Annotated in this window: 27 protein-coding genes and 1 tRNA gene (1 of these 28 only partly in view); 12 read left to right on the top strand and 16 right to left on the bottom strand. The window is 65.5% G+C overall.

Annotated features, from left to right (window positions below; translation table 11 throughout):
• Window positions 1-48 precede the first annotated feature (48 nt).
• Entirely contained in the window at window positions 49-1302 is a 1254-nt protein-coding gene (locus tag GTH22_RS14075; protein ID WP_252946153.1) for a DNA polymerase IV, read from the top strand.
• Between the two features lie 39 nt (window positions 1303-1341).
• Here GTH22_RS14075 and GTH22_RS14070 read toward each other — a convergent pair whose 3' ends face one another.
• Together GTH22_RS14070 and GTH22_RS14065 are read right to left on the bottom strand one after the other, a co-directional pair.
• Complete coding sequence (locus GTH22_RS14070; protein WP_252946151.1) at window positions 1342-1746, bottom strand: PaaI family thioesterase; 405 nt, start codon at window positions 1744-1746, stop codon at window positions 1342-1344.
• Between the two features lie 108 nt (window positions 1747-1854).
• Window positions 1855-2745 carry an N-formylglutamate amidohydrolase gene (locus GTH22_RS14065; protein ID WP_252946149.1) on the bottom strand — a complete coding sequence of 297 codons (891 nt, stop codon included), beginning with the start codon at window positions 2743-2745 and terminating at the stop codon, window positions 1855-1857.
• A gap of 135 nt (window positions 2746-2880) precedes the next feature.
• Here GTH22_RS14065 and GTH22_RS14060 point away from each other — a divergent pair.
• Together GTH22_RS14060 and ykgO are read left to right on the top strand one after the other, a co-directional pair.
• Window positions 2881-2955: transfer RNA gene (locus tag GTH22_RS14060), tRNA-Val, on the top strand.
• Between the two features lie 84 nt (window positions 2956-3039).
• Window positions 3040-3165, top strand: coding sequence for a type B 50S ribosomal protein L36 (ykgO, locus tag GTH22_RS14055; RefSeq protein ID WP_039685556.1), 126 nt, complete (start codon window positions 3040-3042; stop codon window positions 3163-3165).
• Window positions 3166-3266: 101 nt separating this feature from the next.
• On the opposite strand, the gene GTH22_RS14050 is transcribed toward ykgO, so the two are convergent.
• From GTH22_RS14050 to GTH22_RS14015, 8 genes are all read right to left on the bottom strand, one after another.
• The gene (locus GTH22_RS14050) at window positions 3267-3683 is read right to left on the bottom strand and encodes a DUF4440 domain-containing protein (protein ID WP_252946147.1); all 417 of its coding nucleotides are present in this window, start codon (window positions 3681-3683) and stop codon (window positions 3267-3269) included.
• 78 nt (window positions 3684-3761) lie between these two features.
• Complete coding sequence (locus tag GTH22_RS14045; protein ID WP_252946145.1) at window positions 3762-4124, bottom strand: VOC family protein; 363 nt, start codon at window positions 4122-4124, stop codon at window positions 3762-3764.
• A 15-nt stretch (window positions 4125-4139) separates the two neighbouring features.
• Window positions 4140-5783 carry a peptidoglycan-binding domain-containing protein gene (locus GTH22_RS14040; protein WP_252946143.1) on the bottom strand — a complete coding sequence of 548 codons (1644 nt, stop codon included), beginning with the start codon at window positions 5781-5783 and terminating at the stop codon, window positions 4140-4142.
• A gap of 28 nt (window positions 5784-5811) precedes the next feature.
• Window positions 5812-7023 carry a phenylacetate--CoA ligase family protein gene (locus GTH22_RS14035; protein WP_252946141.1) on the bottom strand — a complete coding sequence of 404 codons (1212 nt, stop codon included), beginning with the start codon at window positions 7021-7023 and terminating at the stop codon, window positions 5812-5814.
• A 39-nt stretch (window positions 7024-7062) separates the two neighbouring features.
• On the bottom strand, window positions 7063-7632 hold the full coding sequence (locus GTH22_RS14030; RefSeq protein ID WP_252946139.1) for a hypothetical protein: 570 nt from the start codon (window positions 7630-7632) through the stop codon (window positions 7063-7065).
• A 1-nt stretch (window position 7633) separates the two neighbouring features.
• Window positions 7634-8461, bottom strand: coding sequence for an ABC transporter ATP-binding protein (locus GTH22_RS14025; RefSeq protein WP_252946137.1), 828 nt, complete (start codon window positions 8459-8461; stop codon window positions 7634-7636).
• Between the two features lie 96 nt (window positions 8462-8557).
• Window positions 8558-9841, bottom strand: a complete 1284-nt coding sequence (locus tag GTH22_RS14020; RefSeq protein WP_252946135.1) for an ABC transporter substrate-binding protein — start codon at window positions 9839-9841, stop codon at window positions 8558-8560.
• A 158-nt stretch (window positions 9842-9999) separates the two neighbouring features.
• On the bottom strand, window positions 10000-11076 hold the full coding sequence (locus GTH22_RS14015; protein ID WP_252946134.1) for a branched-chain amino acid ABC transporter permease: 1077 nt from the start codon (window positions 11074-11076) through the stop codon (window positions 10000-10002).
• 384 nt (window positions 11077-11460) lie between these two features.
• Between GTH22_RS14015 and GTH22_RS14010 the strand changes: the two genes are divergently transcribed.
• Entirely contained in the window at window positions 11461-11763 is a 303-nt protein-coding gene (locus tag GTH22_RS14010) for a hypothetical protein (RefSeq protein ID WP_252946132.1), read from the top strand.
• Between the two features lie 102 nt (window positions 11764-11865).
• On the opposite strand, the gene GTH22_RS14005 is transcribed toward GTH22_RS14010, so the two are convergent.
• From GTH22_RS14005 to GTH22_RS13985, 5 genes are all read right to left on the bottom strand, one after another.
• Window positions 11866-12852 carry a branched-chain amino acid ABC transporter permease gene (locus GTH22_RS14005; protein ID WP_252946130.1) on the bottom strand — a complete coding sequence of 329 codons (987 nt, stop codon included), beginning with the start codon at window positions 12850-12852 and terminating at the stop codon, window positions 11866-11868.
• A gap of 4 nt (window positions 12853-12856) precedes the next feature.
• Window positions 12857-13384, bottom strand: a complete 528-nt coding sequence (locus GTH22_RS14000; RefSeq protein ID WP_252946127.1) for a hypothetical protein — start codon at window positions 13382-13384, stop codon at window positions 12857-12859.
• Window positions 13381-13833, bottom strand: a complete 453-nt coding sequence (locus GTH22_RS13995) for a hypothetical protein (protein ID WP_252946125.1) — start codon at window positions 13831-13833, stop codon at window positions 13381-13383. The genes GTH22_RS14000 and GTH22_RS13995 overlap by 4 nt, the downstream gene beginning before the upstream one ends.
• 112 nt (window positions 13834-13945) lie before the next feature.
• Entirely contained in the window at window positions 13946-14767 is an 822-nt protein-coding gene (locus tag GTH22_RS13990; RefSeq protein ID WP_252946123.1) for an ABC transporter ATP-binding protein, read from the bottom strand.
• A 30-nt stretch (window positions 14768-14797) separates the two neighbouring features.
• Window positions 14798-16768: an AMP-binding protein gene (locus GTH22_RS13985; RefSeq protein ID WP_371928355.1), complete on the bottom strand. Its 1971-nt coding sequence runs from the start codon at window positions 16766-16768 to the stop codon at window positions 14798-14800.
• Window positions 16769-16929: 161 nt separating this feature from the next.
• Between GTH22_RS13985 and GTH22_RS13980 the strand changes: the two genes are divergently transcribed.
• The 3 genes from GTH22_RS13980 (at window position 16930) to GTH22_RS13970 (ending at window position 19341) form a co-directional block, all read left to right on the top strand.
• Window positions 16930-17085 carry a hypothetical protein gene (locus GTH22_RS13980; RefSeq protein ID WP_252946119.1) on the top strand — a complete coding sequence of 52 codons (156 nt, stop codon included), beginning with the start codon at window positions 16930-16932 and terminating at the stop codon, window positions 17083-17085.
• Window positions 17086-17152: 67 nt separating this feature from the next.
• The gene (locus GTH22_RS13975) at window positions 17153-18196 is read left to right on the top strand and encodes a saccharopine dehydrogenase (RefSeq protein WP_252946117.1); all 1044 of its coding nucleotides are present in this window, start codon (window positions 17153-17155) and stop codon (window positions 18194-18196) included.
• The gene (locus tag GTH22_RS13970; RefSeq protein WP_252946115.1) at window positions 18193-19341 is read left to right on the top strand and encodes a saccharopine dehydrogenase C-terminal domain-containing protein; all 1149 of its coding nucleotides are present in this window, start codon (window positions 18193-18195) and stop codon (window positions 19339-19341) included. The genes GTH22_RS13975 and GTH22_RS13970 overlap by 4 nt, the downstream gene beginning before the upstream one ends.
• A gap of 128 nt (window positions 19342-19469) precedes the next feature.
• On the opposite strand, the gene GTH22_RS13965 is transcribed toward GTH22_RS13970, so the two are convergent.
• Window positions 19470-19670 (bottom strand): hypothetical protein, encoded by a 201-nt coding sequence (locus GTH22_RS13965; RefSeq protein ID WP_252946112.1) that lies wholly within the window; start codon window positions 19668-19670, stop codon window positions 19470-19472.
• Between the two features lie 220 nt (window positions 19671-19890).
• On the opposite strand from GTH22_RS13965, the gene clpB reads away from it, so the two are divergent.
• The 5 genes from clpB to msrQ all read left to right on the top strand — a co-directional run.
• Window positions 19891-22506, top strand: a complete 2616-nt coding sequence (gene clpB / locus GTH22_RS13960; protein WP_252946110.1) for an ATP-dependent chaperone ClpB — start codon at window positions 19891-19893, stop codon at window positions 22504-22506.
• Between the two features lie 86 nt (window positions 22507-22592).
• Window positions 22593-23339, top strand: coding sequence for an SDR family NAD(P)-dependent oxidoreductase (locus tag GTH22_RS13955; RefSeq protein WP_252946108.1), 747 nt, complete (start codon window positions 22593-22595; stop codon window positions 23337-23339).
• A gap of 84 nt (window positions 23340-23423) precedes the next feature.
• Window positions 23424-24923 carry an FMN-binding glutamate synthase family protein gene (locus GTH22_RS13950; RefSeq protein WP_252946106.1) on the top strand — a complete coding sequence of 500 codons (1500 nt, stop codon included), beginning with the start codon at window positions 23424-23426 and terminating at the stop codon, window positions 24921-24923.
• Window positions 24924-25031: 108 nt separating this feature from the next.
• Complete coding sequence (msrP, locus tag GTH22_RS13945) at window positions 25032-25940, top strand: protein-methionine-sulfoxide reductase catalytic subunit MsrP (RefSeq protein WP_252946104.1); 909 nt, start codon at window positions 25032-25034, stop codon at window positions 25938-25940.
• Window positions 25941-25953: 13 nt separating this feature from the next.
• Window positions 25954-25963, top strand: the beginning of a protein-coding gene (gene msrQ, locus GTH22_RS13940) for a protein-methionine-sulfoxide reductase heme-binding subunit MsrQ (RefSeq protein WP_252946102.1). The gene runs 599 nt beyond the window's last position; only the first 10 of its 609 coding nucleotides appear in the window; it begins with the start codon at window positions 25954-25956; its stop codon lies beyond the right edge, outside the window.

Here is a 25963-nt window from a genome sequence, read left to right as displayed (position 1 = left end):
TTGGGCGGGGCGCTCCGGCGCGCTAGATTGCGCGGCGAAAGGTGCCCCATGCCCGCCCTCTGCCGCGATTGCCTGACCACATTCGAGACCGGACCCCGATGCCCCGCCTGTCGCAGCCCCCGCGTGGCCGCGCACCCCGAGCTGTTTGCCCTCTCCATCGCCCATATGGATTGCGATGCCTTCTATGCCTCGGTCGAAAAGCGCGACAATCCCGAGCTTGCCGCCAAGCCGGTGATCATCGGCGGCGGCAAGCGCGGCGTGGTTTCCACCGCCTGCTACATCGCCCGCATCAAGGGCGTGCGCTCGGCCATGCCGATGTTTCAGGCCCTCAAGCTCTGCCCCGAGGCGGTGGTGGTGCGCCCGCGCATGGAGGTCTACGTCGAGGTCTCCCGCGCGATCCGCGCGATGATGGAAGAGCTGACCCCGGTGATCGAGCCGCTCTCGCTCGACGAGGCCTTCATCGACCTCACCGGCACCGAGCGCCTGCATGGCGCGCCGCCCGCCGTCATGCTCGCCCGGCTGGTAAAGCGGATGAAATCCGAGCTGGGCATCACCGGCTCAATCGGCCTGTCGCACAACAAGTTCCTCGCCAAGATCGCCTCCGATCTCGACAAGCCGCAGGGCTTCTCGGTGATCGGTGCGGCAGAGACCGAGGATTTCCTGCGCGACAAGCCGGTGCGGATGATCTGGGGCGTGGGGCAGGCGTTTCAGGCCTCGCTCGAGGGGGCGGGCATCCGCACCTTCGCCGACCTGCGCCGCTGGGACCAGAAGGAGCTGGCCGCCCGCTTCGGTGCCTCCGGCGCCCGCCTCTGGCACCTCGCCCGCGGGCAGGACAAGCGCCGCGTCAGCCGCGATTCCGGCCTCAAGTCGATCAGCAACGAAACCACCTTCTTCGAAGACACCGCCAGCACCGACATTCTCGACGGCCACATCTGGCGCCTGTCCGAAAAGGTCTCGGCGCGCGCCAAGGCCAAGGAGCTGTCGGGGCGCACCGTGACGCTCAAGCTCAAGACCGCAAAGTTCAAGCTGCTCACCCGCCGCACCACCCTGCGCGAGCCGACCCAGATGGCCGACCGGCTCTACCGCACCGCCCGCGACCTTTTCGACCAGGCCGGCAACAGCGGCCCTTTCCGCCTCATCGGTGTCGGTCTCTCCGATCTGGGGCCGGAAGCGGCGGCAGACCTCTCGGGCGACCTGCTCGACCCCGGCGCAGGCAAGCGCGCGCAGGCCGAGCGGGCGACCGACGCAATCCGGGCCCGCTTCGGCAATCAGGCCATCCTGAAGGGCAGGGCGCTCCGGTAAGGGTCGATGCAGGCCACCGGCGCGGCCATCGCGGCGCCTCTAGCCTTCGATCTTCACAATCGTCCCCTGCGCCGCCGCGCAGAGCTTCTCTTCCCCATCCGTGACCGAGTAGATCTCGCAGCGCGTCACCGCCTGCCTGCGGCCATGGCCCACAACCTCGCCCCGCGCCACCAGCCGGTCGCCATTGCCCGGGCGGATGTAGTTGATCTTCAGCTCCGAGGTGATGACCGGCCCCAGCACAGCGCCCCCCGCAAAGGTCAGCGCCATATCGGCCAAGGTCGCCAGCACGCCGCCATGGGCAATCCCCATGTGCTGGCGCAGCTCATCGCGCATGGTCGCAGAGATCACGCAGCGCCCGCCCTCGAACAGCTCCAGCTCCGCGCCAACCAGCTTCGAGAACGGCTGCGCCTCCAGAATCGCCTGCGCCTGCTCCATCAAAAGCATCAGCGGCCTCCTCTTCCTGTTGCCCACAGGATGAGCGCCCCCGGCACCGGGTCAAACCTTACGTAACGTTGCAAAACCAAGGGATGGAGCCCCGAGGCGATTGTCCGGCTATTCCGCGGCCAGCGGCATCGCCGCGCCGCCCCGCCCGATCGCGGCAATCTCGCCAATGACCTGCCCCAGCCGGGTGCGGATTTCATCGAACTGCGGACCGCGCTCGATGGTCTCTTCGTTCATGTAGAGCGAGCGGTCGATCTCCACCTGAATCGCATGTTGCCCCCGCGCCGGGCGGCCATAGCTCTGCGCCACATAGGCCCCGGCAAAGGGCGCGTTGCGCGCCACCCGAAAGCCCGCCCCGGCAAAGGCGGCTTCCACGAGGTCCATCACCTCGCCACCACAGGCCGCGCCAAAGCGGTCGCCCAGCACGATCTCGGGCAGCCGCGCCGCCGCGCCCCGGCCCTTGCGGGAGCCGGCGGCGTCGATCGCCTCATGGGGCATCGAATGGCAGTCGATCAGGATGGCGCGGCCAAACTCGGCCCGCGCCTCGTCGATCTCCCGTTGAAGGGCACGGTGATAGGGCCGCCAGACCTCGGCAATCCGGTCCTTGGCCTCCTCCAGCGTGATCTTGCCCCGATAGATCGCCCGCCCCCCGGCCACCACGCGCGGAATCACCCCCAGCCCGGAGCTGACGCGCGGGTTGTGCGTCACCGTGGCCACACCTCGGATCAGCGCCGGGTCCAGCTCGTCGGCAGAGCGGTTGAGGTCGATATAGGCCCGCGGTGCGGCCGCAGCGATCAGCGGGGCGCCATGGGCGGTGGCATCGGCAAAAAGCTCATCCACAAAGGCATCTTCCGAGCTGCGGATGCTGCGCTCGTCCAGCACCGATGCCCGCAGAAATGCCCAGGGGTAATCGCAGCCCGAATGCGGCGAAGCAAACACCGCCCCGGTCGTCCGCTGACGCGGCCGCTCGATCCGATAGGACTTTGCCTCTCTCGTGCTCATGAACAAAACTATAGCGGCAAAGCGCCGCTTGCCAAAAGCCCTTGAACCGCGCTCGGCTTCACTTTATACGCCACCGCACCGACGCGGACCGCCCCGCGTCTTTTGTTTTGAGAACGGGGCGATTCGAAGAGGTCAGGGCGATTAGCTCAGCGGTAGAGCACTTCGTTGACATCGAAGGGGTCACTGGTTCGATCCCAGTATCGCCCACCATATGAGCCGACCCTTCCGGGGTCATTGTTGAACTTGGCACCCAACTGCCGCGTTAGGGGCCGCAAGAGAGGAAAGGTTGAAGATATGAAAGTCCGCAACTCGCTCCGCTCGCTGAAAAACCGGCACCGGGATTGCCGTATCGTGCGCCGTAAAGGCCGCGTCTACGTCATCAACAAGACCCAGCGCCGCTTCAAGGCCCGTCAGGGCTAAGCGTTTCAGCGCGTGAAAACGGAAGGGCCGCCCCACTCGGGCGGCCTTTTTGGTTTCCGGCCCGGCCCGCGAAAGGCCCCGCCGCCAGAATCACCCGCGCCTCAGCCGCCCGGCGCCTCGTCGTCCTTCGCCAGCGAGGCATGGCGATGAATCATCTTCCAGCCCTCGCCCTCGCGCCGGAACACCTCCGTCACCCGCAGCTTCATCGGCACCCGCGCCCCGCCGCCCGCCATCTGCACCTCCGCATGCTGATAACCGGTCCAGAACGCCAGCCCATCGGCCGCGCCGCTGTCGAGCACCTCGAAATGCGTCTCGCTGCCCGGCGCAAAGCTCGCCGCGCCGGTGGAATTGGCGGCATTCACCACCTCCGCCCCCTGCGTCACCCCGCCGCCCGGATCAAAGAACGTCGCCTGCCCATGCTCGGCGGAAAGCCCCACGACGGGGGCGGCATCGCCCGCCACATAGGCCCGCGCCGCAGCCTCCCGTCGCTCCATGAAACTGTTGAAATCATAGGGCATGGCTGCCTCCCGTGATGGTTTCACAGGCTCAACCGCCATCCGCCCCAAGCCGTTCCCGGCGCTCCTGACAGCGTGATGTCAGCGCGGCTCCCACAGCTCTATCGGGTTGCCCTCGGGGTCGTTCAGCCGCGCAAACCGCCCGTTGGGGTAGGCCTCCGGGTCGCGTTGCACCTCGGTCCCGGCGGCCTCGATCTGCGCGATCATCGCCTCGAGGTCGCGCACCCGGAAATTCAGCATGAAGGCCTTCTCCCGGTTGCCGAAATAGTCGGTGACCTTCTCGAAGGGCGCAAACACCGTCGCCCCCGCCTCCTGCGTCCAGGGCTCTGCATCATAGCTGCCGGGCACCCTGTCGATGCCCAGCACCTCGGCATACCATGTCGCCAGCGCCTCCGGGTTCTCGGCCCTGAAGAAGAACCCGCCAAACCCCGTCACCTTCTCCATGGCCCGCCCTCCCGGTCATTCCCGAATGATACGTATCCCCGCATCCGCCAGCATTCGGCTCACCGTCGCCTCGTCGAGGTAGCCGGTCACTTCCAGCTCGCGGTCACGCTGAAACCGTCGAATGGCGCGGCGGGTCTGGTCGTCGAACTCGCCATCCGTGGCCCCCGGCTCCAGCCCGAGCTGCGCCAGACGCCGCTCCACCAACACCTTGGTGAACTGCGGCAGCCCCAGCGCCGCTTCCCGCGCCTCGGCCTCCTGCCGGTCGGGGCTGGCCTCCACGGTCAGCTTGTCGATCTGGGCGCGGGCCTCTTCTGCAAAGGCGCCCTTGGGGTAGGCCACCAGGTAGTTGCGATAGCTCGCCACCGTGTTGGCCTGCACCGCCACGTCCCAGGCCGCACGATCCTGCGCGGCGGCCTCGCGGCGCTTGTCTTCCTCGATGATCGAAAGCTGCTCCTGCGCGATCTCGCTGTAAATTCCGTCAGGGTATTTCTTGAGGTACACCCGCAGGCCCGCCTCGTCGCCCGCCGCGCCGGTGACCTCCCAATAGGCCCGGTCGGCGCGCTCCGCCTCCAGCCGCCGCCGCTCGGCCTCGGCCTCCAGCTCGGCGCTGCGGCGCTCGGCCTGCTCCGAAAGCCGGGTGATCTGCTGACGGGTCAGGTAGGTCGAGGGCGGAAAGCCGTTTTTCTCCTGAAACGCCTTGATCGCGCCCCGCGTGCCGGGGCCGAAAATACCGTCGATTCCCCTCGGCTTGTAGTCCAGCACCGTCAGGTTGCGCTGAATGCCGCGCCGCTCGTCGCGGCTCAGCTCCAGGGCTTCCTCCGCCTTGCGCTCTGCCCTGTAGGGCTCGGCCTCGATCTCGGCAATTGCCTTGCGGGCGGCGTCGGCAAACTGGCCCAGCGGATAGCGGGCAAGGTAGCCGAGGTAGGCTTCCTTGCTGTCGGCATCCACCGCGCTCTCCCACACCGCGCGCTCCACATCGGCGGCATCGGCCACCGGCTCGCTGCTCGGCTCGGGCGCGGTCTCGCCCTCGGGCCGCCAGATCGTCGCGGCCGAAACATAGCCCTCTCCGGTCAGCCCCTCGGCGCCGTTCACCAGCGCCTCAAGGCTCCGGCCCTCCTGCATCAGTGGCCCCACCGCAAAGGCCCCGATCTGCGCCGAACGGCCCCGTATCACGGTCACACCCTGCGGCACCTCCAGCGGCCCCAGCCCGGCGGCAAGCCCCGCGCCCAGATCCTCCGGTGCCGCGCTCGTGCCGATCAGCACAACCGACTGCCCCGGCACCTCCGCCGCGATCTCCAGAATGGTCGAAAGCGCCAGCCCCTGTCCCGCCACCGTGGCCAGGCTCGGCGCCTTGGCATCATCGGCCAGCAGCCAGGTGTCGCTGCCCGAGCGCACGAAAGGCCCCGACAGGTGCACCACCAGCCGCCGCTCGCCCGCCACGCCGCTCAAGAACCGCGCCAGCCCCTCGCGCATCAGCGCCGCCGTCGCCGGGCTGCCGCCGATCACGGTGAAGCCCGCGCCCTCGTAGGCGGCGGCAAGGTCCGGCGCAGAGCCGCCGAACAACCCTCGCCCGGCCTCCGGCTGCCCAAGGATCAGCGCCCGGTCGGCCATCGCAGGCCCGGCCACCAGCGCCAGTGTCAAAAGGATTGCTCGTCTCATGCCCGCCTCCCGGGCCCTTCGAGCGGCCCTAATCGTAACTTCTCTGGTCGTCTATCACCTTGCCGTCTTTCGGCAGGCTTCCCAAGGAATGAATGCTGACCTCACCAGAAAGTTTCAGGATCTCGCGTACGGCTTCGGCCAGCGTGTCTTTGCTGCCACCCTCCGATTCGAAGGCCACGGCCATCACATCGCGCTCATCCTCGCGCGTCACCGTCACCCGCGCCCGCGCCGCGCCCACGCGTGAAACAAGCTCGGCCACCTGCTCGGGGCGCACGAACATGCCCTTGATCTTGGCGGTCTGGTCGGCCCGCCCCATCCAGCCCTTGATCCGCATGTTGCTCCGCCCGCAATCGCTCTGGCCCGGCAACACGGCGGAGAGATCGCCGGTGGCAAAGCGGATCAGCGGGTAATCGGGGTTCAGCGTGGTCACAACAACCTCGCCCACCTCGCCCTCGGGCACCGGATCGCCGGTGCCCGGGGTGACGATCTCCACCACCACGCCCTCGGCCACGATCAGCCCGCTCTCGGGGCTGCTCTCATAGGCGATATTGCCCAGATCGGCGGTGGCATAGCATTGCAGACAGGTGATCCCGCGCCCCGCGTACCACTCGCGCAGGCTCGGAAACAGCGCCCCGCCCGACACCGCCGCCCGGCTGATGCCCAGCGCCACGCCCATCTCGTCGGCCTTCTCGACGATGACCTTCAGGTAATCCGGCGTGCCCGCATAGGCGGTGGCCCCCAGATCGGCGGCGGCGCGCACCTGCAACTCGGTCTGCCCGGTGCCCGCCGGGATCACCGCCGCGCCCACGGCCCTTGCGCCATTGTCAAACATCATGCCTGCCGGGGTCAGGTGGTAGCCAAAGCAGTTCTGCACCACGTCGCCCGCACCAATGCCCAGCGCCCGCAGGAAGGGGGCAAACCGCCACCAGTCTTCCGCATTGCTCATCCCCGGCTCATAGATCGGCCCGGGCGACTGGAACAGATGGGTAAAGCCGGTGGCCTCCACCGTCGCCAGCCCGCCAAAGGGCCGCCGCGCGGCCTGCGCCTCCATCAGCGCGCCCTTGCGCAGCACCGGCAACGCGGCCAGCGCGGCGGCGTCGGTGATCGCGCCCGCATCAACGCCCGCAAGCGCGCCGTATCCCGGCAAGCCCTGCGCCCGCGCCACCTGACGTGGCAGCGCCTCGGCCAGCTCCGCCGCCCGCGCCTGCGCGCTGCGCCACTCCGGTCCCTCGTCGGCCATCATATCCTCCTCATATGCTGTTCGGGGCGCGCGAGCGGGTCAAATCCGCTGCCCGTCCTCCACAAGCTGCCCGTCAAACGCCTCGCGCACCAGCCCCCGCACCGGGGCGAGCACCTCTTCCAGCACCGGCCAGTTCCACAGCGCCAGCCCGCAGCCCGCAATGATGAACCCCGTGCCCTCGGCCCAGTCGTTCACCGCCGTCGGCGCATGGCAGCGGGCACAGCGCACCGCGCCGGGGCCAAAGTCGCCCTCCGCCGCTGCCGTGCCGAGCGCGTCGACCTGCGCCGCCGCCGGAATCGCCTCGCCGCAGTTCGGGCAGGCAAAGACCTCGCGGTTCAGCTGTGCGTAGTTGAAGATCGGATCGGTGCAGAACTCCGCACCATTGGTCCGCAGCGCCGACAGGCGGCCATGCCCCACCGGCACCAGCGCATCCACCGCCGGCCCGCTCCGATAGACCGGCCCGCGCGGGTTGCCCAAGATCGCACCCGGCTCGTTGTCGCCCTCGATCAGCCCCGCCGCGCGCATCGCATCGGCAAGGTCGGCCAGCCAGTCCAGCGCATCCGCCGGGGCCGGGCCGGGGCAGGCCATGAACCAGACGCTGTCGCCCATGTCAGGCCAGCCACCTCTTGCGCCGCCGGTAGCTGCGCACGTCCCGGAAAGACTTTCGCCCCTCCTCGCTCATGCCCAGATAAAATTCCTTCACATCAGGGTTCTCCCGCAGCTCGGCGGCGGGCCCGTCCATCACGATCCGCCCCGATTCGAGGATATAGCCGTAATGCGCAAAGCGAAGCGCGACATTGGTGTTCTGCTCCGCGAGCAAGAAGGTCACCCCCTGCTCCTCGTTCAGCCGCTTCACGATGCCGAAGATCTGCTCCACCAGCTGCGGCGCCAGCCCCATGCTCGGCTCGTCCAGCAGGATCGTCTCGGGCCGCGCCATCATCGCCCGGCCAATCGCCACCATCTGCTGCTCCCCGCCCGAGGTATAGCCCGCCTGGCTCTTCCGCCGCTCCTTCAGCCGCGGGAAATAATCGTAGACCATCTGCAAATCGGCCTCGGTGGCGCCGCGCCCGTCGCCTCGGGTGTAGGCCCCGGTCAGCAGGTTCTCCTCCACCGTGAGATGCTCAAAACAATGGCGGCCCTCCATCACCTGGATGATCCCGCTCTTCACCTGCGCCGCCGGATCCTCGCCCGTCAGCCGCTCGCCCCGGTAGCTGATCGACCCCTTGGTGATCTCGCCCCGCTCCGATTTCAGCAACCCGCTGATCGCCTTCAGCGTGGTGGTCTTGCCCGCCCCGTTGCCGCCCAGCAGCGCGGTGATCCCGCCCTTGGGCACCTTCAGGCTCACACCCTTCAGCACCAGAATGACGTGGTTGTAGATCACCTCGATGTTGTTGACCTCAAGCAGCGTGTCGCTGTCGGGCGTCGCGGCATCCAGCATGGTCCGGCTCTCCTCCCGGCGGCAGCTCGCCCCCGGTTCATCTCGCAAATTGCCTGAAAGGCCCCGGCCGACGAGTGCCGGCCGGGGAGGTTCGCATCAGTTGCAGGCCGGCTCCACGCCCGCTTCGGCGGCATAGGCCGCGCTGTCTTCCTCGATCAGCGGCGCGAGGATTTCCTGATCCGACTGGTAGTAGTCGGTGATCAGGCTCCACTCGCCGGCAGCCGCATCCCACTGGGCCACGGCACCATAGCCGTCGCCGCCGTGGTTCTCGCAGCTCACCTTGAACTCCGGGCCAAAGCCGGGCAGGCCGAGCGCCGCCATCTTGGCTTCCGTGATCTCGAGGTTCTCCATGCCGTCGCGCATCTGCGCCGGGGTGATGGCGCTCTCACCGCTCATCTCCTGCGCGGTCTTGATCGCTTCGGCCGCCAGCATCGCGGCATACATGCCCCGGTTATAGAGCGCCGTGCCAAGCTGATCGCCCGCACCTGCGGCCTTGCCGGTGTCCACAACATGGGTCTTCAGATCGGCATAAATCGGATAATCATCTCCCAGATTGTGAAAGGTCAGAGCCTTGTAGCCATTGGCACCGTCACCGGCGGGCAGCACGTCGTTCTCCGAACCCGACCACCAGATGCCAATGAAATGATCCATCGGATAGCGGATGTTCACCGCCTCCTGCACGGCAACCTGGTTCATCACGCCCCAGCCCCACATGATCACGTAATCCGGCTTTTCGCGGCGGATCTGAAGCCACTGGCTCTTCTGCTCCTGCCCCGGATGGTCGACCGGCAGCAGGCTCAGCTCATAGCCATGCTTCTCGGCCAGGCTCTCCAGCGTGCGGATCGGCTCCTTGCCATAGGCGGAGTTGTGATAGACCAGCGCAATCTTCTTGCCGGTCAGGTCGCCGCCTTCCTCGTTTGCAATATGGGTGATCGCGATCGAGGCGCCGTCCCAGTAGTTCGCCGGATAGTTGAAGATATAGGGGAACACCGCGCCATTCTTGGCGGAGGTCCGGCCATAGCCCATCGTGTGCATCGGAATGCCATCGGCGGTGGCCTTGGGGATCAGCTGATAGGTGATCCCGGTCGAGAGCGGCTGATACACCAGCACACCTTCGCCCTTGGTGGCCTCGTAGCACTCCACACCCTTCTCGGTGTTGTAGCCGGTCTCGCATTCGACGAGGTTGATCATCTCGCCGCCAATGCCGCCGTCACGCTCGTTGAGCAGGGTGAAATAGTCCTGGTAGCCATCCGCAAACGGAATGCCGTTGGCCGCATAGGGGCCGGTGCGGTAGCTCAGCGCCGACATGGTGATCTCTGCCATCGCCGGAGCGGCGGCCATCACCGCGCCAAGCGCCAGTGTTGCAAGTTTCAGTCTCATCGGGGTCTCCTCCCTTGGTTGGTCCGATGTTGCGTTGTGCCGGGGTTCTCCCCCGGTCTCCTCCTCCTCGGCCCGTGCGGTGGGCCAATCCCTTGTCCGGGCACTCCCGCCCGAAGCAATCCGTAGGGTGGGTGCAACCCACCTACCGCTCGCCCGCCCTAATGCGGGAACGGCCAGAGCCTCAGCTTGTCCTTCGCCACCCGCCAGAGCTGCGCCAGCCCGTGCGGTTCCGCGACGAGGAAAACGATGATGAGGGCGCCCACGATCATGAACTCCAGATGCGCCGCCAGATCGGTCGGCCACCCCAGCGTGCCGACCAGAAGGTTCTTCAGAATGACCGGCAGCAGCACCAGAAACGCCGCCCCCGCGAAGCTCCCGAAGATCGAGCCGAGGCCCCCGATGATCACCATGAACAGCACCAGAAAGCTCTTGTTGATCCCGAAGACCTCGCCCACCTCGACCGCCCCGAGATAGACCGCAAAGAACAGCGCCCCCGCGATCCCGATGAAGAAGGACGAGACTGCAAAGGCCGAGAGCTTGGCCGTCAGCGGGTTCACCCCGATGATCTCGGCGGCAATGTCCATGTCGCGGATCGCCATCCACTTCCGGCCCACCGTGCCCCGCGTCAGGTTGCGCGCCAGCCAGGCCACCAGCACCACGAAGACGAGGCAGAACAGGTAGGTCGCCCAGGCATCGGTTTCCGGGCCCGTCACCTTCACGCCAAACACCGTGCGCTCCGGCGCGCTGATCTGGCCCGTGGCCGAATAGTTGTAGAACCACGGCACCCGGTTGAAGATCCACACCAGAAAGAACTGCGCCGCCAGCGTCGCCACGGCAAGGTAGAACCCCTTGATCCGCAGGCTCGGCAGGCCAAACAGAATGCCCACGCCCGCCGTGATGCCCCCCGCGAGGATCACGTGAAAGAAGATGCTGATATCGGGGAAGGCGGTCATCAGCTTGTAGCAGGCATAGGCCCCCACCGCCATGAACCCGCCGGTGCCAAGGCTCACCTGCCCGCAATAGCCGGTCAGGATGTTCAGCCCGATGGCGGCGATCGAATAGATCAGGAAGGGCAGGAAAATCGCGCTGACCCAGTAGTCGTTTATGAAGAACGGAATGACCCCGAAGGCCACCGCCAGCACCGCGTAGTAGCGCCAGCGGTCGAACTTGATCGGAAAGGTCTGGCTGTCCTCCGCATAGCTCGTCTTGAAGTCGCCCGCCTCGCGATACAGCATCAGCCCTGTCCTCCGCTTCCGGCCCGGCCCGCCCTGGGGCCGCCCGCAGTTGGTCCGTTCCTGCTCCCTGCGAAGCAGGCCAGTCTCGTAATCTCCGGGCGCAGCCTGCGTCCCGTCGAAGATGCCACTCGGCCGGGGCCGCACAACCCTGACGAAGGTGCCTCCGCGCTGCCCCAATCGTTTGTTTCCATCGCAGAAACAGGGGCCGAAAAACCATTGCAGCGCCGTGCCGTCGGCCGTGCCGCAGGCAGTCTCAAACCGCCTATGCACCCTGAGGTTGCAGGCCGGACTCCCCGCTTTTGAGACAATCCCGCCAAGCGGTCGCCGCAATTTTCAGGCAAATTCTTTCCAACGCAACGCATGAGAGCCCACCAGAGAGCCGAGATGCCCGACACGAAGAATCGCTTTGTCGCCCTGTCGCCGCAGGCCCAGATCCAGCCGCTGGATGAGGTGCCGGGCGAAGACGAGATGCGCAAACCCCGCGAAGGGGTGTTCGGCCGTCTGCTCGACCGGGTGCAGAGCGCCATCGTCGAGGTGATCCGAGGCCTGATGCCGTATCTCATCGTCTCGGCGGTGCTGATCGTGGCCATCGCCGTGTTCTTCGGCGTCTCGGTGCAGGCCGCCATCATCCTGCTCGGGCTGGGTGCCGTCGGCCTCGGCGTGTTCGTCGCCGCCACACAGGGCTGACACCGACCGCGCCCCTGCGCCGCGCAAGGCGCCGCATCCCGGCGCCCCAGGCGGGCCATACCGCCACCCGTCCTTCTGCCCGGCAAGATGGCAAAGATCGGATCAGACCCGTTCAATGATGCGCTCCCCAAACAGGCCCTGCGGGCGGAACACGAGAAAGATCAGCGCCAGCACATAGGCAAACCAGTTCTCCGTCGCCCCGCCCACCAGCGGCCCGACAAGAAACTCGAACAGCTTCTCCCCCATCCCGATGATCAGCCCGCCCACGATGGCGCCGGGGATCGAGGTGAAGCCGCCCAGCATCAGCACCGGCAGGGCTTTCAGCGCAATCAGGCTGAGGCTGAACTGCACACCGCTTTTGGTGCCCCACATCATCCCCGCCACCAGCGCCACGAACCCGGCAATCCCCCAGACCAGCACCCAGATGAACCGCAGGCTGATGCCCACGCTCAGCGCCGCCTGATGGTCATCCGCCACCGCCCGCAGCGCGCGGCCCTGCTTGGTATATTGCGAAAACAGCACCAGCCCGGTGACGAGCAGCGCCGCCACGAGGGTTGCCACGAGGTCGAGGTTGTCGATGAAGAAGCCGTAGCCGAAGGCGTTGAAGGTGGTCTCGTCGATCCACCCGTTGATCCCCTGCGGCAAACCCACGTCGAGCTTCTTGATGTCCGAGCCCCACATCAGATCGCCCAGCCCTTCAAGGAAATAGGCCAGCCCGATGGTCGCCATGAACAGGATGATCGGCTCCTGATTCACGAGGTGCTTCAGGATCAGCTGGTTCACCGCCCAGGCAAAGGCGATCATCACCAGCACCGTCCCGATGATCGCCACCACCGCCGGCAGGTGCCACCCGAAGTGGTGCAGATCGGTGCCGAAGATCGCGTTGATCAGGTGGCTGAACGGGATCTGCCCGTCCTGCAACCCCACCAGCGTCATCGCCGCAAACAGCGCCATGACCCCCTGCGCGTAGTTGAAGATCCCGCTGGCCTTGAAGATCAGCACGAACCCCAGCGCCACCAACGCATACATGACCCCCGCCATCAGCCCGTTCAGGGTCACTTCCATGGCAAACAAGAGCTGGTCGGGCATCAGGTCACTCCTTGCAGGTCTGTCCGGACGGGCCGGTATCTGTCACCCACACGCGCACCTCGGGCGGGTCGGTCCGCTCCATGGTGTAGAGCCGCACGAAGGTTGGCTTTCCGATCATCGGGCACTTGCGCAAGCCGGGGCTGGCCGGGGTGCCGCCGTGGCGCTCGAAGCCCTCGGCCTCAAGCGCCATCACCGGCCCCATGGCCAGCTTCTCCCAGCGGGTCTGGCTGGAGCGGGTCGGGGCAGGGAGGGCAAGATAGCAATGCACCTCCTCCATGTCGCGCCCGTCCCGGTTCAACTCGTCCAGCCCGGCGCCGATGGTGCCGATGCGGCCCGGCGCCCCGTAGATCGCGCCCCATTGTGGCGCGCCCAGCTCGAACCGGCGCACAAGCTCCAGCCCGGCCGCCTCCAGCGGCTCCGGGCTTTCGGCCTCCACCACGGCGCGGCACAAGCCGATCGCGTCCCCGATCGCCCCCGGGTTCGCCCCGGCCGGGGCGGCAGCGAGCATCAGGAGAAGCGCCGCAAGCCTCATCCCGCGCACCCCGCGCTGACCTTGCCGCCGGTAAACACCACCGTGCCCATGCTGAGCTCGTCACTGAGCGGGCCGTTCAGGATCAGCGCCACCGCATTGGGGCCAACGCAGATGGTGGCGGCAATGTAGAGCGTGTCGCCGTAGCTGGTGCGATACTTGTCCACCGTCCGCACTTCGCGCAGGTAGTCCTCCACCGTCCGGGTCAGCACGCTCGCCTGCTTGTCGCCCACCTCGCAGAGCCAGTCCTCGCGCGCATCGCGGTGCATCGAGAAATGCGGCACCTTGGGTTCGGTCAGGATCGCGCCGGTCTCGTTGGCCTGCGTTCCCACCGGAAGCGCCGGGCCGGTCGGGTCGCCGAGGGCGACGGCCTCGGTACAATAGGTCAGGTAGGTTTCCAGAACGTCCGGCGCGACGGCGCGGGCGGGGGCAGCGTACAGAGCGGTTAACAAAACCGCCGCAGCGGCGAAGGCCGCGCGCGTATGCACGGGGTGTGCACAGGGTGTGTACAGGTTGTGTCCCGATAGTTTTCGCACATGAAGGGCGGTTAAGGCGGCGATCTCTCTAATCATGTGCAACTCCCAGGTAGGCATCAATGACCGCCTGATTGTTGCGCACTTCGTCCGGGGTGCCATCCCCGATCTTCTTTCCGTAATCCATCACGACCACCCGGTCGCTGAGATCCATGACAACGCCCATATCGTGTTCGATAAGCGCAATTGTCGTGCCATATTCGTCATTTACGTCGAGGATGAAGCGGCTCATGTCCTCCTTCTCCTCCACGTTCATCCCCGCCATCGGCTCGTCGAGCAGCAGCAGTTTCGGCTCGGCGGCCAGGGCACGGCCAAGCTCCACGCGCTTTTTCAGCCCGTAGGGCAGGCGGCCCACCGGGGTCTTGCGGATGTTCTGGATCTCCAGAAAGTCGATAATCTTTTCAACAGCTTCCCGGTTCTCGCTCTCTTCCTTCTCGGCCTTGCCCCACCAGATCGCCTGGGCCAGCATCCCGCTTTTCATAAAGCCAAGGCGGCCGGTCATGATGTTGTCGAGCACCGACATGCCCTCGAACAGCGCAATGTTCTGAAATGTCCGGGCAATTCCCTGCCGCGCCACCTCGTAGGGCTTCATCGGCGCGCGCTTCGCCCCATGAAACCACACCTCGCCTTCCTGCGGGTTGTAGAATCCGCTTATCACGTTGAGCATGCTCGATTTTCCGGCCCCGTTCGGGCCGATGATCGCCCGGATCTCGCCCTCGCGGATGTCGAAGGAAATATCCTTGATCGCCACCACCCCGCCAAACCGCAGCGTGATGTGCTTCATCTCCATCATGACCCCGCCAATCGTGCGGCCATCTGCGGTCACGTAGCTCTCGGCGGGTTGGTCAAGCATGGGTCATCCCCCTGGCATCGCAGGAAATTTTCATTCGGCAGCCACCTTCCGCGCAGGCTCGAACACCTTCGCATCCCGCAGCTCCAGCGTGGCCTTGATCGAGCCCTTGCGGCCGTCCTCATAGGTCACTTCGGTCTCGGTGAAGACGGTCTGCGACCCGCCGTAGAGCGCGTCCACGAGGTCGGAGAATTTCTCGCCGATCACCCCGCGCCGCACCTTCTGCGTCCGCGTCAGCTCGCCGTCATCGGCATCGAGCTGCTTGTGAAGCACCAGAAAGCGATGAATCTGGCATCCCGCGAGCATCTCGTCCTGCGCCACCGAGGCGTTAACCTCTTCTACATGGCTTTGGATCATATTGAGCACATCCGGGTGCCCCGCCAGCTCCTGGTAACTCGCATAGGCGATGTTGTTGCGCTCCGCCCAGTTGCCCACGGCCCCGAGGTCGATGTTGATCATGGCACAGCAGCGGTCGCGGCCCGCGCCGATCACCACGGCCTCAAGGATGTTGGGGTAGAACTTGAGCTTGTTCTCCACGTACTTGGGGGCAAACATCCGGCCATCGGCCAGCTTGCCCACGTCCTTGGCGCGGTCGATGATGCGCAGGTGGCCGCTCTCGGGCTCGATGAAGCCCGCATCGCCGGTGGCCACCCAGCCCTCGGCATCCTTGGTCGAGGCGGTGCTCTCGTCGTTCTTGTAGTACTTCACGAAGACACCGGGAGAGCGATAGTAGACCTCGCCATTCTCGTCGATCTTCAGCTCCACCCCCGGTGACGCCACCCCCACCGTATCGGCCCGCACCTCGTTGTCGGGCTGCTGGGTGATGAACACGCTGGCCTCTGTCTGGCCGTAGAGCTGCTTCAGGTTGATCCCCAAAGAGCGATAGAAATCAAAGATTTCCGGGCCAATCGCCTCGCCGGCCGTATAGCCCACGCGCACCCGGCTGAAGCCCAGCGTGTTCTTCAGCGGCCCGTAGACAAACAGCTCGCCCAGCTTGTATTTTAGCCGGTCGCCCGCGCTCACGCTCTTGCCGTCCAGCAGGCTTGGCCCGACCTTGCGGGCATGGGCCATGTACTTGTCGAACAACCACTTTTTCACCCGGCCCGCGTCTTCCATCCGGATCATCACCGAGGTCAGCTGGGTCTCGAACACCCGGGGCGGGGCAAAGTAATAGGTCGGCCCGATCTCGCGCAGATCGGTCATCATGGTGCTTTCGCTCTCCGGGCAGTTCACGCAGAACCCGGCCCACATCGCCTGTCCCACCGAGAAAATGAAATCCCCCACCCAGGCCAGCGGCAGGTAGGCCAGAATCTCTTCGTTTTCAGTCAGATGGTCGAAGGCGGCAGAGTTCTTCGAGGTCTCGATGATGTTGCGGTTGCTGAGCACAACACCCTTCGGCTTGCCCGTGGTGCCGGAGGTGTAGAGCATGACGCAGGTGTCGTCCCACCCCAGCGCCGCCTCGCGTTCGCGCACCACCGGCTCCAGCCGCTGCCGCCCCGCACGCCCTTCGGCCTGCACATCGGCATAGGCGTTCATCTGGCTGTGGTCGTATTTCCGCAGCCCCCGCTTGTCGACGTAGATGATCTGCTCGATCCCCTCGACCCGCGCCTGCACCTCGATCACCTTGTCGACCTGTTCCTGGTCGCCACAGATCACGAAGCGCGCGCCACAGTGCTCCAGCACATAGGCCATCTCTTCCGCGTTCGCGTCCTGATACAGCGCCACCGGCACCGCCCCGCATTTCTGCGCGGCCACAAAGGACCAGTACAGCGCAGGCCGGTTGCGCCCGATGATCGCCAGGTGGTCGCCGGGCTCAAGCCCCAGCGCAACCAGCCCCATCGCCAGCGCATCCACCTCCTCGGCGGTCTCGGCCCAGGTCCAGCTCTGCCAGATCCCGAATTCCTTCTCCCGAAAGGCCGGACGACTGCCGAACTGACGGCTATTGCGCGCCAGAAGCGCAGGTATGGTCTTAAGATCGCCCTCGGGCGTTACCGTCACCGTCAATGTCTCCTCCCAGAAGGCGCCTCTCCCCAGGCACCAGGCCTTTGGCCCGACGTTGATTGTCGGTTACTATGGTCAAGGCAGGGGGGATGCGTCAAATGATTTTCTGAACGAGTGTTCAATAGCTGCGAAACTCTGTTCCGAAAAAGTGAAAGGTGAGACGGATGGACGTTGTTTCATTGGCTTTCTATGCCGTTGTCTGCGGTTTGCTCGCCGGCTTCGTCCCGGCGCATTGGCGTGTGCCCATCCGGTTCGGCATCGGTGTCGCCGTCGGGATCGTGGCCGCAAGCCTGCTTCCGGCGCTGCGCGGATTGTTCTGAGCCGCGAGTCGATTGCACCTGCCCGCCCGGCGCTGTTAAGTCGGGCGGCAACGAGCGGGGAAGTCACATGGTCCATCTCTGGGTCCGCGCCGAGGAGCGCGAAAATGAACGGCGCGTGGGCCTTGTGCCCGATGCGGTCGAGGCCCTCAAAGCCGATGGCTTCCGCGTTACCGTCGAGGACAGCCCCGACAGGATCCTGCCGATCGCGCGCTACAAGGCCGCCGGCGCAGAGATTGCCCCCCGCGGCAGTTGGCGCGAGGCCCCACAGGATGCCCTGATCTACGGCCTGAAGGAGCTGCCCGAAGACGGAAGCCCGCTGACCCACCGCCACATCATGTTCGGCCATGCCTACAAGGGCCAAAGCGCCGGAAAAGAGCTGCTTCGGCGCTTCGGGGCAGGCGGCGGCACGCTCTACGATCTCGAGTATCTCACCGACGAAAATGGCCGCCGTGTTGCCGCCTTCGGCTATTGGGCCGGATTCGTCGGCGCGGCCGTCACGCTGAAGGCCTGGGCCGCCGCGCAGCGCGGCGGGCAATGCGGCGCCGTCAGCGAGTGGGAAGAGCAGGGGGCACTGGTCGACGAAATCCGCGCCGACCTCGCGGATCTCAACCTGCCCCGCGCACTCATCGTCGGGGCCCTCGGCCGCGTCGGCAACGGAGCGGCCGACATGTGCAACGCCGTCGACATCGAGCCCCTGCGCTGGGACATGGCCGAAACCGCCTCGGGCGGCCCGTTCCCCGAGATTCTCGCGCACGAACTCTTCTTCAACTGCGTGCTGGCAGGGCCCCAAACCCCTGTATTCGTGCCTAAAGAGGCCCTGTCGGCCCCGCGCGCACTTGCGGCCGTGGGCGACATCGCCTGCGACCCGACCAGCGATTTCAACCCGATCCCGGTCTATGACTCGGCCACGAGCTGGGAGTCCCCGGTGCATCGCGTCGCCGAGTCGCCGGTGCTCGACATCATGGCAATCGACAACCTGCCTTCCTTGCTCCCCAGAGAGTCGAGCGAGGATTTCGCAGGGCAGATGCTGCCCCACCTGCTGCGCCTCGGTGAGATCGGCAAGGGCGTCTGGGGCAGGGCGGAAACTACATTCAAGGACCACATGAAATGACGATTCACTGGTGCGGCACAGGCCTTTCGGCCATCCCGGGGCTGCGACGACTGCTGACCGAGCGCGATGATGTGGCGGTCTGGAACCGCACGGTGGAGAAGGCCCGCGAGGCCGTTGGCGACCTGACCGACGACATTCGCGCCTTCGATATGGAAGCGCTCGCTGGCAATCTGGCCGCGGGTGATATGGTGGTGTCGATGCTGCCTGGCGACCATCACGTGCCGCTGGCGCAGCTTTGCCTCGACAAGGATGCCAACTTCGTTTCCTCCTCCTACATCAGCCCCGAAATGCGGGCGCTGGACGGGGTGGCGAAGGAGAAGGGGCTGCGGTTCGTCAACGAGGTGGGGCTCGATCCGGGCATCGACCACCTGATGGCCCATTGGCTGATGGCCGACTACCGCGCGTCCGAAGGCTTCAACCCCGATAACGTGCTGAGTTTCATCAGTTATTGTGGCGGAATTCCGAAGGAGCCCAACGCCTTTCGCTACAAGTTCTCATGGTCGCCACTCGGCGTTCTGAAGGCGCTCAAGTCTCCCTCCGTCTCGCTGCGCAGCCATTCCGAGCTGCGGGTGTCGCGCCCCTGGGATGCCCTCAGCCGCTACGACGCGCCGCTGGCCACGCCCGAGAGCTTCGAGGTCTACCCCAACCGCGACAGCCTGCCCTTCATGGCCGAATACGGCTTTGAGCCGGGTTGGAAGGTAAAGGATTTCGTCCGCGGCACGCTACGGCTCAACGGCTGGGCGGAGGCCTGGAAGGACGTGTTCGCCGAGGTCGAGGCGCTGGAAGGCAAGCCCGAGGCCGATGCCCGGCTGGCCGAGATGGCCTCGGAATTCTGGGACAAGCACGCCTACGCAGAGGGCGAGCCCGATCGGGTGGTGCTTTGTGTTGCGCTGAAGGCCGAGGCCGAAGGCGTTCCCGTCTACCACAAGACCTACGCCATGGACGCCTGGGGCGATGCCCGCGGCTCGGCAATGGCCCGGCTGGTGAGTGATACGGTGGCTTTGGCCGTCGAGGCGGTGCTGGCGCAGGAAATCCCGGCAGGGGTCAGCGCAGCGCCGTCCGATCCCCGGCTCGTTCTGCGCTGGCTCGATCGGGTCAATACCACCGCACAGCACCTGATGGTGGTGGATCACCTGAACGGCTGAAAAGAAAAGGGCCCGCCTTCGCCATGGGGGACATGCGAAGACGGGCCTGAGACAGGGACGGGCCAGGCAGCAACCCGTCGCGCTGTGGTGGGCCCGAGCGATCCGCTACAGGGCCCACATCCAAAAACCTATCGCGCCTGAAGTGCGCGCTCTCCCGCGGCAACCAGCTCGGCAACCATCTTCTGATGGCCCCATTGAACGTGCCCGGGGATGGATACATGTACCTTGCGCCGCAGGGGCGTTCCGGTGGTGAAGCTGACATCGGCCTCAAACCTGCGCATGGCCGGGTCGTAGATGACTTGATCAATCTGTGGTCCGGTGAACGGCATCTCTGCCTCCTCATCCTGTGGTTCACACTTTCAACTCAACAAGATGTGGGAATGTTCCCTAAAATTTTCCATGAGGAGTCACGAAAGAGTGAGTCCGCGGAACCCGGCCCTCTTGAGAGTGGCGCGGGGCGACCCCAAATAGATGTGCGAAGGCCCCGAAAGGTCTGTGCCGCCGGGCGGGCAGACCAGCATGGGGCGCTTGTGAAAAGGAGAACTACCGATGAACATGAACGAGTTCACGGAACGGTCTCGCGGTTTCATTCAAGCTGCACAGACCATAGCAATGCGCGAGGACCATCAGCGGATGGTGCCGGAGCATCTTTTGAAGGCCCTGATGGACGATGAGCAGGGCCTCGCTTCCAATCTGATAAAGAGCGCAGGTGGCCAGCCGGCCCGCGTGCTCGAGGCGCTCGAGGCCTCGCTTGCAAAGCAGCCCAAGGTTTCGGGCGATGCCGGGCAGGTCTATCTCGATAGCCAGACCGGCAAGGTGCTCGACGAGGCTGCCAAGATCGCCAAGAAGGCGGGCGACAGTTTTGTGCCGGTCGAGCGGATTCTGACCGCTCTGGCCGTTGTGCGCTCTGGCGCCAAGACGGCGCTGGAGGCGGGCGGCGTCTCTGCGCAAAATCTCAACGGCGCAATCAACGACATCCGCAAGGGCCGCACTGCCGATACCGCTTCGGCGGAAGAGGGCTACGACGCGCTGAAGAAATACGCACTCGACCTCACCGAACGTGCCCGCGAAGGCAAGATCGACCCGATCATCGGCCGCGACGAGGAAATCCGCCGCGCCATGCAGGTGCTCTCGCGCCGGACCAAGAACAACCCGGTGCTGATCGGTGAGCCCGGCGTGGGCAAGACCGCGATTGCCGAGGGCATTGCCATTCGCATCATCAACGGCGACGTGCCCGAGAGCCTCAAAGGGAAGACCCTGATGGCGCTCGACATGGGTTCGCTGATTGCCGGCGCGAAGTATCGCGGCGAGTTCGAGGAGCGGCTGAAGGCGATCCTGAAGGAAATCGAGGCCGCCGCGGGCGATATCGTGCTGTTCATCGACGAGATGCACACGCTCGTGGGCGCCGGCAAGGCCGATGGCGCGATGGATGCTTCCAACCTGCTCAAGCCCGCGCTGGCGCGGGGCGAGCTGCATTGCGTTGGCGCCACCACGCTGGATGAATATCGCAAGCACGTCGAAAAGGACGCCGCCCTTGCCCGCCGGTTCCAGCCGGTCATGGTGGAGGAGCCGACGGTGGAGGACACCATTTCGATCCTGCGGGGCATCAAGGAGAAGTACGAGCTGCACCACGGTGTGCGGATCTCCGACTCCGCCCTCGTGGCCGCAGCGACCCTGAGCCACCGCTACATCACCGACCGATTTCTGCCCGACAAGGCGATCGACCTTGTCGACGAGGCGGCGAGCCGTCTGCGGATGGAGGTGGATAGCAAGCCCGAAGAGCTGGACGCGCTCGATCGGCAGATCCTGCAGATGCAGATCGAGGCAGAAGCCTTGAAGAAGGAAGATGACCAGGCCTCCAAGGACCGGCTCGAGAAGCTGGAAAAGGAGCTGGGCGATCTTCAGGAGCGGTCCGCCGAGATGACGGCCAAATGGCAGGCGGAGCGCGACAAGCTCGAAGGTGCCCGCGACATCAAGGAAAAGCTCGACCACGCGCGCGCTCAGCTCGATCAGGCCAAGCGCGAGGGCAATCTCGCCAAGGCGGGCGAACTTTCCTATGGGGTCATCCCGGGGCTCGAGAAACAGCTGGCAGAGGCCGAAGCGTCGGAAACCGACGTGATGGTCGAAGAGGCCGTGCGCCCCGAGCAGATCGCCGAAGTGGTCGAGCGCTGGACGGGCATTCCGACCGCACGGATGCTGGAAGGCGAGCGCGAGAAGCTGCTGCGGATGGAAGACGAGATCGGGAAGCGGGTGATCGGCCAGCGCCAGGCTGTGCGGGCCGTGTCAAACGCGGTGCGCCGTGCGCGGGCCGGGCTGAACGACGAGGCGCGGCCGCTGGGCAGCTTCCTCTTCCTCGGGCCGACCGGCGTGGGCAAGACCGAGCTGACCAAGGCCTTGGCCGAGTTCCTGTTTGACGACGACAGCGCAATGGTGCGGATCGACATGAGCGAATTCATGGAGAAACACGCCGTTGCCCGCCTGATCGGCGCGCCTCCGGGCTATGTCGGCTACGACGAAGGCGGCGTGCTGACCGAGGCGGTGCGGCGTCGGCCCTACCAGGTCGTGCTCTTCGACGAGGTCGAGAAGGCGCACCCCGACGTGTTCAACGTTCTGCTTCAGGTGCTCGATGACGGGCAGCTGACAGACGGGCAGGGGCGGACGGTCGACTTCAAGCAGACGCTGATCATCCTCACCTCCAATCTCGGGGCACAGGCGCTCAGCCAGCTTCCCGAAGGCTCCGATGCAGGCGAGGCCAAGCGCGACGTGATGGACGCGGTGCGGGCACACTTCCGCCCCGAGTTCTTGAACCGTCTCGACGAGACCATCATCTTCGACCGGCTGAGCCGGGGCGACATGGACGGGATCGTCGATATCCAGCTTGCGCATCTGCGCCGCCGCCTTGGCGCGCGGGGCATTGCGATCGAGCTGGACGAAGGCGCGCACAAGTGGCTGGCCGACGAGGGCTATGATCCGGTCTTCGGGGCTCGCCCGCTCAAGCGGGTCATCCAGAGGGCCCTGCAGAACGAGCTGGCCCAGATGCTGCTGGCCGGTGACATCAGCGATGGCGATACGGTCACGGTCTCTGCCGGGGCGGACGGGCTCATCATCGGTGACAAGGTGACGGGGTCCAACCGCCCGCGCCCTGACGATGCCGTGGTGCATTGAGCCCGATTGATCCGGGCCCTTCGCCCGCCTAAGAACGCAAGGCCCCCTTCCTTCCCGGGAGGGGGCCTTTGCTTGGGGAGGGGAAGATGAAGGGTGCAATCATCACCGGCGGCGCACGCGGGATCGGATTGGCGACGGCAAAGCTGCTTACGGCGGACGGATGGAAGGTCGCCCTGGTCGACCGAGACGATGCCGCGCTTGAACAGGCCTTGCCCGAAGTGCCCGGCAGCGTTGCCATCAGCGCGGATGTTTCGCAGCCCGAGGACGTGACGCGAATGGTTGCCGAGGCGAAGGCCGCGCTGGGCCGGATTGACGGGCTGGTAAACAATGCCGGCGTCGCACTGTTCGGCCCCGAGGCCGAAACCGGCTTTGCCATGTGGCGCGAAGTCATGGCGACCAATCTCGATGGGGTCTTCCTCTGCACCCAGGCCGCTCGAGAGGCGTTGTTTGAAAGCCGGGGCGCGGTCGTCAACATCGCATCCATCTCGGGCCATCGGGCCAGCACGCTGCGCGTCGCCTATGGCACCTCGAAGGCCGGGGTGATTCACCTGACCAAGCAGTTCGCAGCCGAATGGGGCGAAGCGGGTGTGCGTGTAAACTGTGTTGCCCCCGGCCCGGTCGATACCAAGCTGGCGCTCGCCGTCCACACCCCCGACATCCGCGCCGCCTACCACGATGCGATTCCGCTCAACCGGTACGGCAAAGAAGAAGAGATCGCGCAGGGCATCGTCTTTCTGCTCTCCGAGAAGGCTAGTTACATCACCGGGCAATTGCTCTCGGTCGATGGCGGGTTCGAGAGCACCGGCATCGGTCTTCCGTCGCTTCGCGGGTAGGGCAGGCGAAGCCCGGTTCTCTGCACTTGCCCTTGCCTGCTGCCCCGCGCATCCTGCCGCCACCTACCGAGGGAGGGCAGGCAGATGTTGTTTAGCAACTGGGCAGGCTGGGCGCTGGAGGTGCTGGCGTTTGCGCTGCTGATCGCAATCGGCATCGCCATCCTGATCGCAGTCACTCTCTTTATAATAGACAAGACCCAGACGCAGGACGCCATTCGCCGCAATTACCCGGTGATCGGGCGCTTCCGGCACCTGTTCAGCACGCTGGGCGAATTCTTTCGGCAGTACTTCTTTGCGATGGATCGCGAGGAGCTGCCCTTCAACCGGGCGCAGCGCGACTGGGTGAAGCACGCGGCCGCCGGGCATTCCAACACCGTGGCGTTCGGCTCCACCCGCAACATCAGCGTTGTCGGCACGCCGATCTTCGTGAACGCCGCCTTTCCGCCACTGGATGACCAGTTTGCCTCGACCGAGCCGATGCTGATCGGGCCGCATTGCCGCCAGCCCTACACGGCGCAGTCGATCTTCAACATTTCCGGCATGTCCTATGGGGCCCTCTCCAAGCCCGCCGTCCGTGCCCTGAGCCGCGGGGCCAAGCTGGCGGGGATCTGGATGAACACGGGCGAGGGCGGGGTGAGCCCCTACCACTTCGAGGGCGGATGCGACCTCGTGTTTCAGATCGGCACCGCCAAGTACGGCGTGCGCGATCATGACGGAAACCTGTCTTACGAAAAGCTGAAGGAGCTGGCCGATCATCCGCAGGTCAAGATGATCGAGCTGAAGCTGGCGCAGGGAGCCAAGCCGGGGAAGGGGGGTATCTTGCCCGCCGCCAAGGTGACGCCCGAGATTGCCGAGATCCGGGGCATCCGCGTTGGCGAGGCGTCGATCTCGCCCAACCGCCACCCGGATATCGACGACTGGGGCGATCTGCTCGACATGATCGACCATATCCGCGAGGCCACCGGCAAGCCCGTGGGGTTCAAGACGGTGATCGGCAATATCGAGGCCTGGCGTCCGCTGTTCGAGCTGATCGCGCAGCGCGGCGAGGCTTCGGCGCCCGACTTCATCACGCTGGACGGGGGAGAGGGCGGCACGGGGGCCGCTCCGATGCCTCTGATGGATCTCGTCGGCATGCCGATCCGCGAGGCCCTGCCGGTGTTCAACAACCTGCGCGACGAGTTCGGCCTCAAGGAGCGCATCCGCCTCGTGGCCTCCGGGAAGATGGTGAACCCGGGCGATGTGGCACTGGCGCTGGCGCTGGGGGCCGACTTCGTGACCTCGGCCCGCGGCTTCATGTTCTCGCTCGGTTGTATCCAGGCCTTGAAGTGCAACAGGAACACCTGCCCGACCGGCATCACCACCCACAACCCCCGCTTCCAGAAAGGGCTGGTGGTTGAAGACAAGGACAAGAAGGTGGCCCATTATGCCAAGTCGGTAATCAAGGAGGTGGAGACGATCGCCCATTCCGTCGGGGTCGCCGAGCCCCGGCTGATGCGGCGACGGCATGTGCGGATCGTTCAGGCCGATGGCACCTCGATCCCGTTCAACCGCATCCTGCCCAGCTTCAATGCACCGCCCGAATAGGGCGGTCCGCGTGTTTCAACGGCTGACGATCCTGTCAGCCAACCGGCTCGTGAGAAATGTTTCAGATTTCGCACTCTATATAGTGAGCGGGGAAAGAAGGAGACGACCATGGCTTTTCGCTGGACCAACAAACTGACCCGCGCCGACGTGACACCGGAGCCGATCTGGCTGAACCGGCGTCAGATCATCGCCGGGCTGACAGCCGCAGGTGTGGCCGGTGGCCTTGCCGGTCAGGCTCAGGCCGCGACCGGCGAACTGGAGCCCAACAGCCTCGAAGACATCTCGAGCTACAACAACTACTACGAGTTCGGCACCGGCAAGAACGACCCTGCCGCCAACGCCGGCGCGCTCGACACATCCGACTGGAAGATCGAGATCGACGGGATGGTCGACAAGCCGGGAACCTACACCCTGGCCGATCTGACCGAAGGGCTGACCGAGGAAGAACGGATCTACCGCTTCCGCTGTGTCGAGGCCTGGTCGATGGTGGTGCCATGGAATGGCTTCGAACTGGCCGATCTTCTGGCCAAGGTCGGGGTGCAGAGCGGTGCCCGCTATGTCGCGTTCGAAACCGTCGTGCAGCCCGAGAACATGCCGGGCGTGAAGCGAAAGGTCATTCCCTTTCCCTACGTGGAGGGCCTGAGGCTCGATGAGGCCATGCATCCGCTCACGATGATGGCCACCGGGATCTACGGCAAACCGATGCCAAACCAGAACGGTGCGCCGATCCGGCTGGTGGTGCCGTGGAAGTACGGCTTCAAGTCGATCAAGTCGATCGTGCGGATCAGCCTCGTGAATGAAGAGCCGCCGACGACGTGGAACAACCTGAATGCCCGGGAGTACGGGTTCTATTCGAACGTGAACCCCGAGGTGAGCCATCCGCGCTGGAGCCAGGCATCTGAGCGGGTCATCGGCGGCGGGCTCTTTGCCTCGCGCCAGGACACGCTGATGTTCAACGGATATGAAGACGAGGTCGCTGCGCTCTACGAGGGTATGGATCTCTCCAAGAACTATTGAGCCGGTGACCGACATGATCGACT

Source organism: Oceanicola sp. 502str15, from assembly GCF_024105635.1.
GTDB lineage: Bacteria > Pseudomonadota > Alphaproteobacteria > Rhodobacterales > Rhodobacteraceae > Vannielia.
Note: the sequence above shows the minus strand (reverse complement) of the source record. Positions and strands in the feature narration are given on the sequence as shown.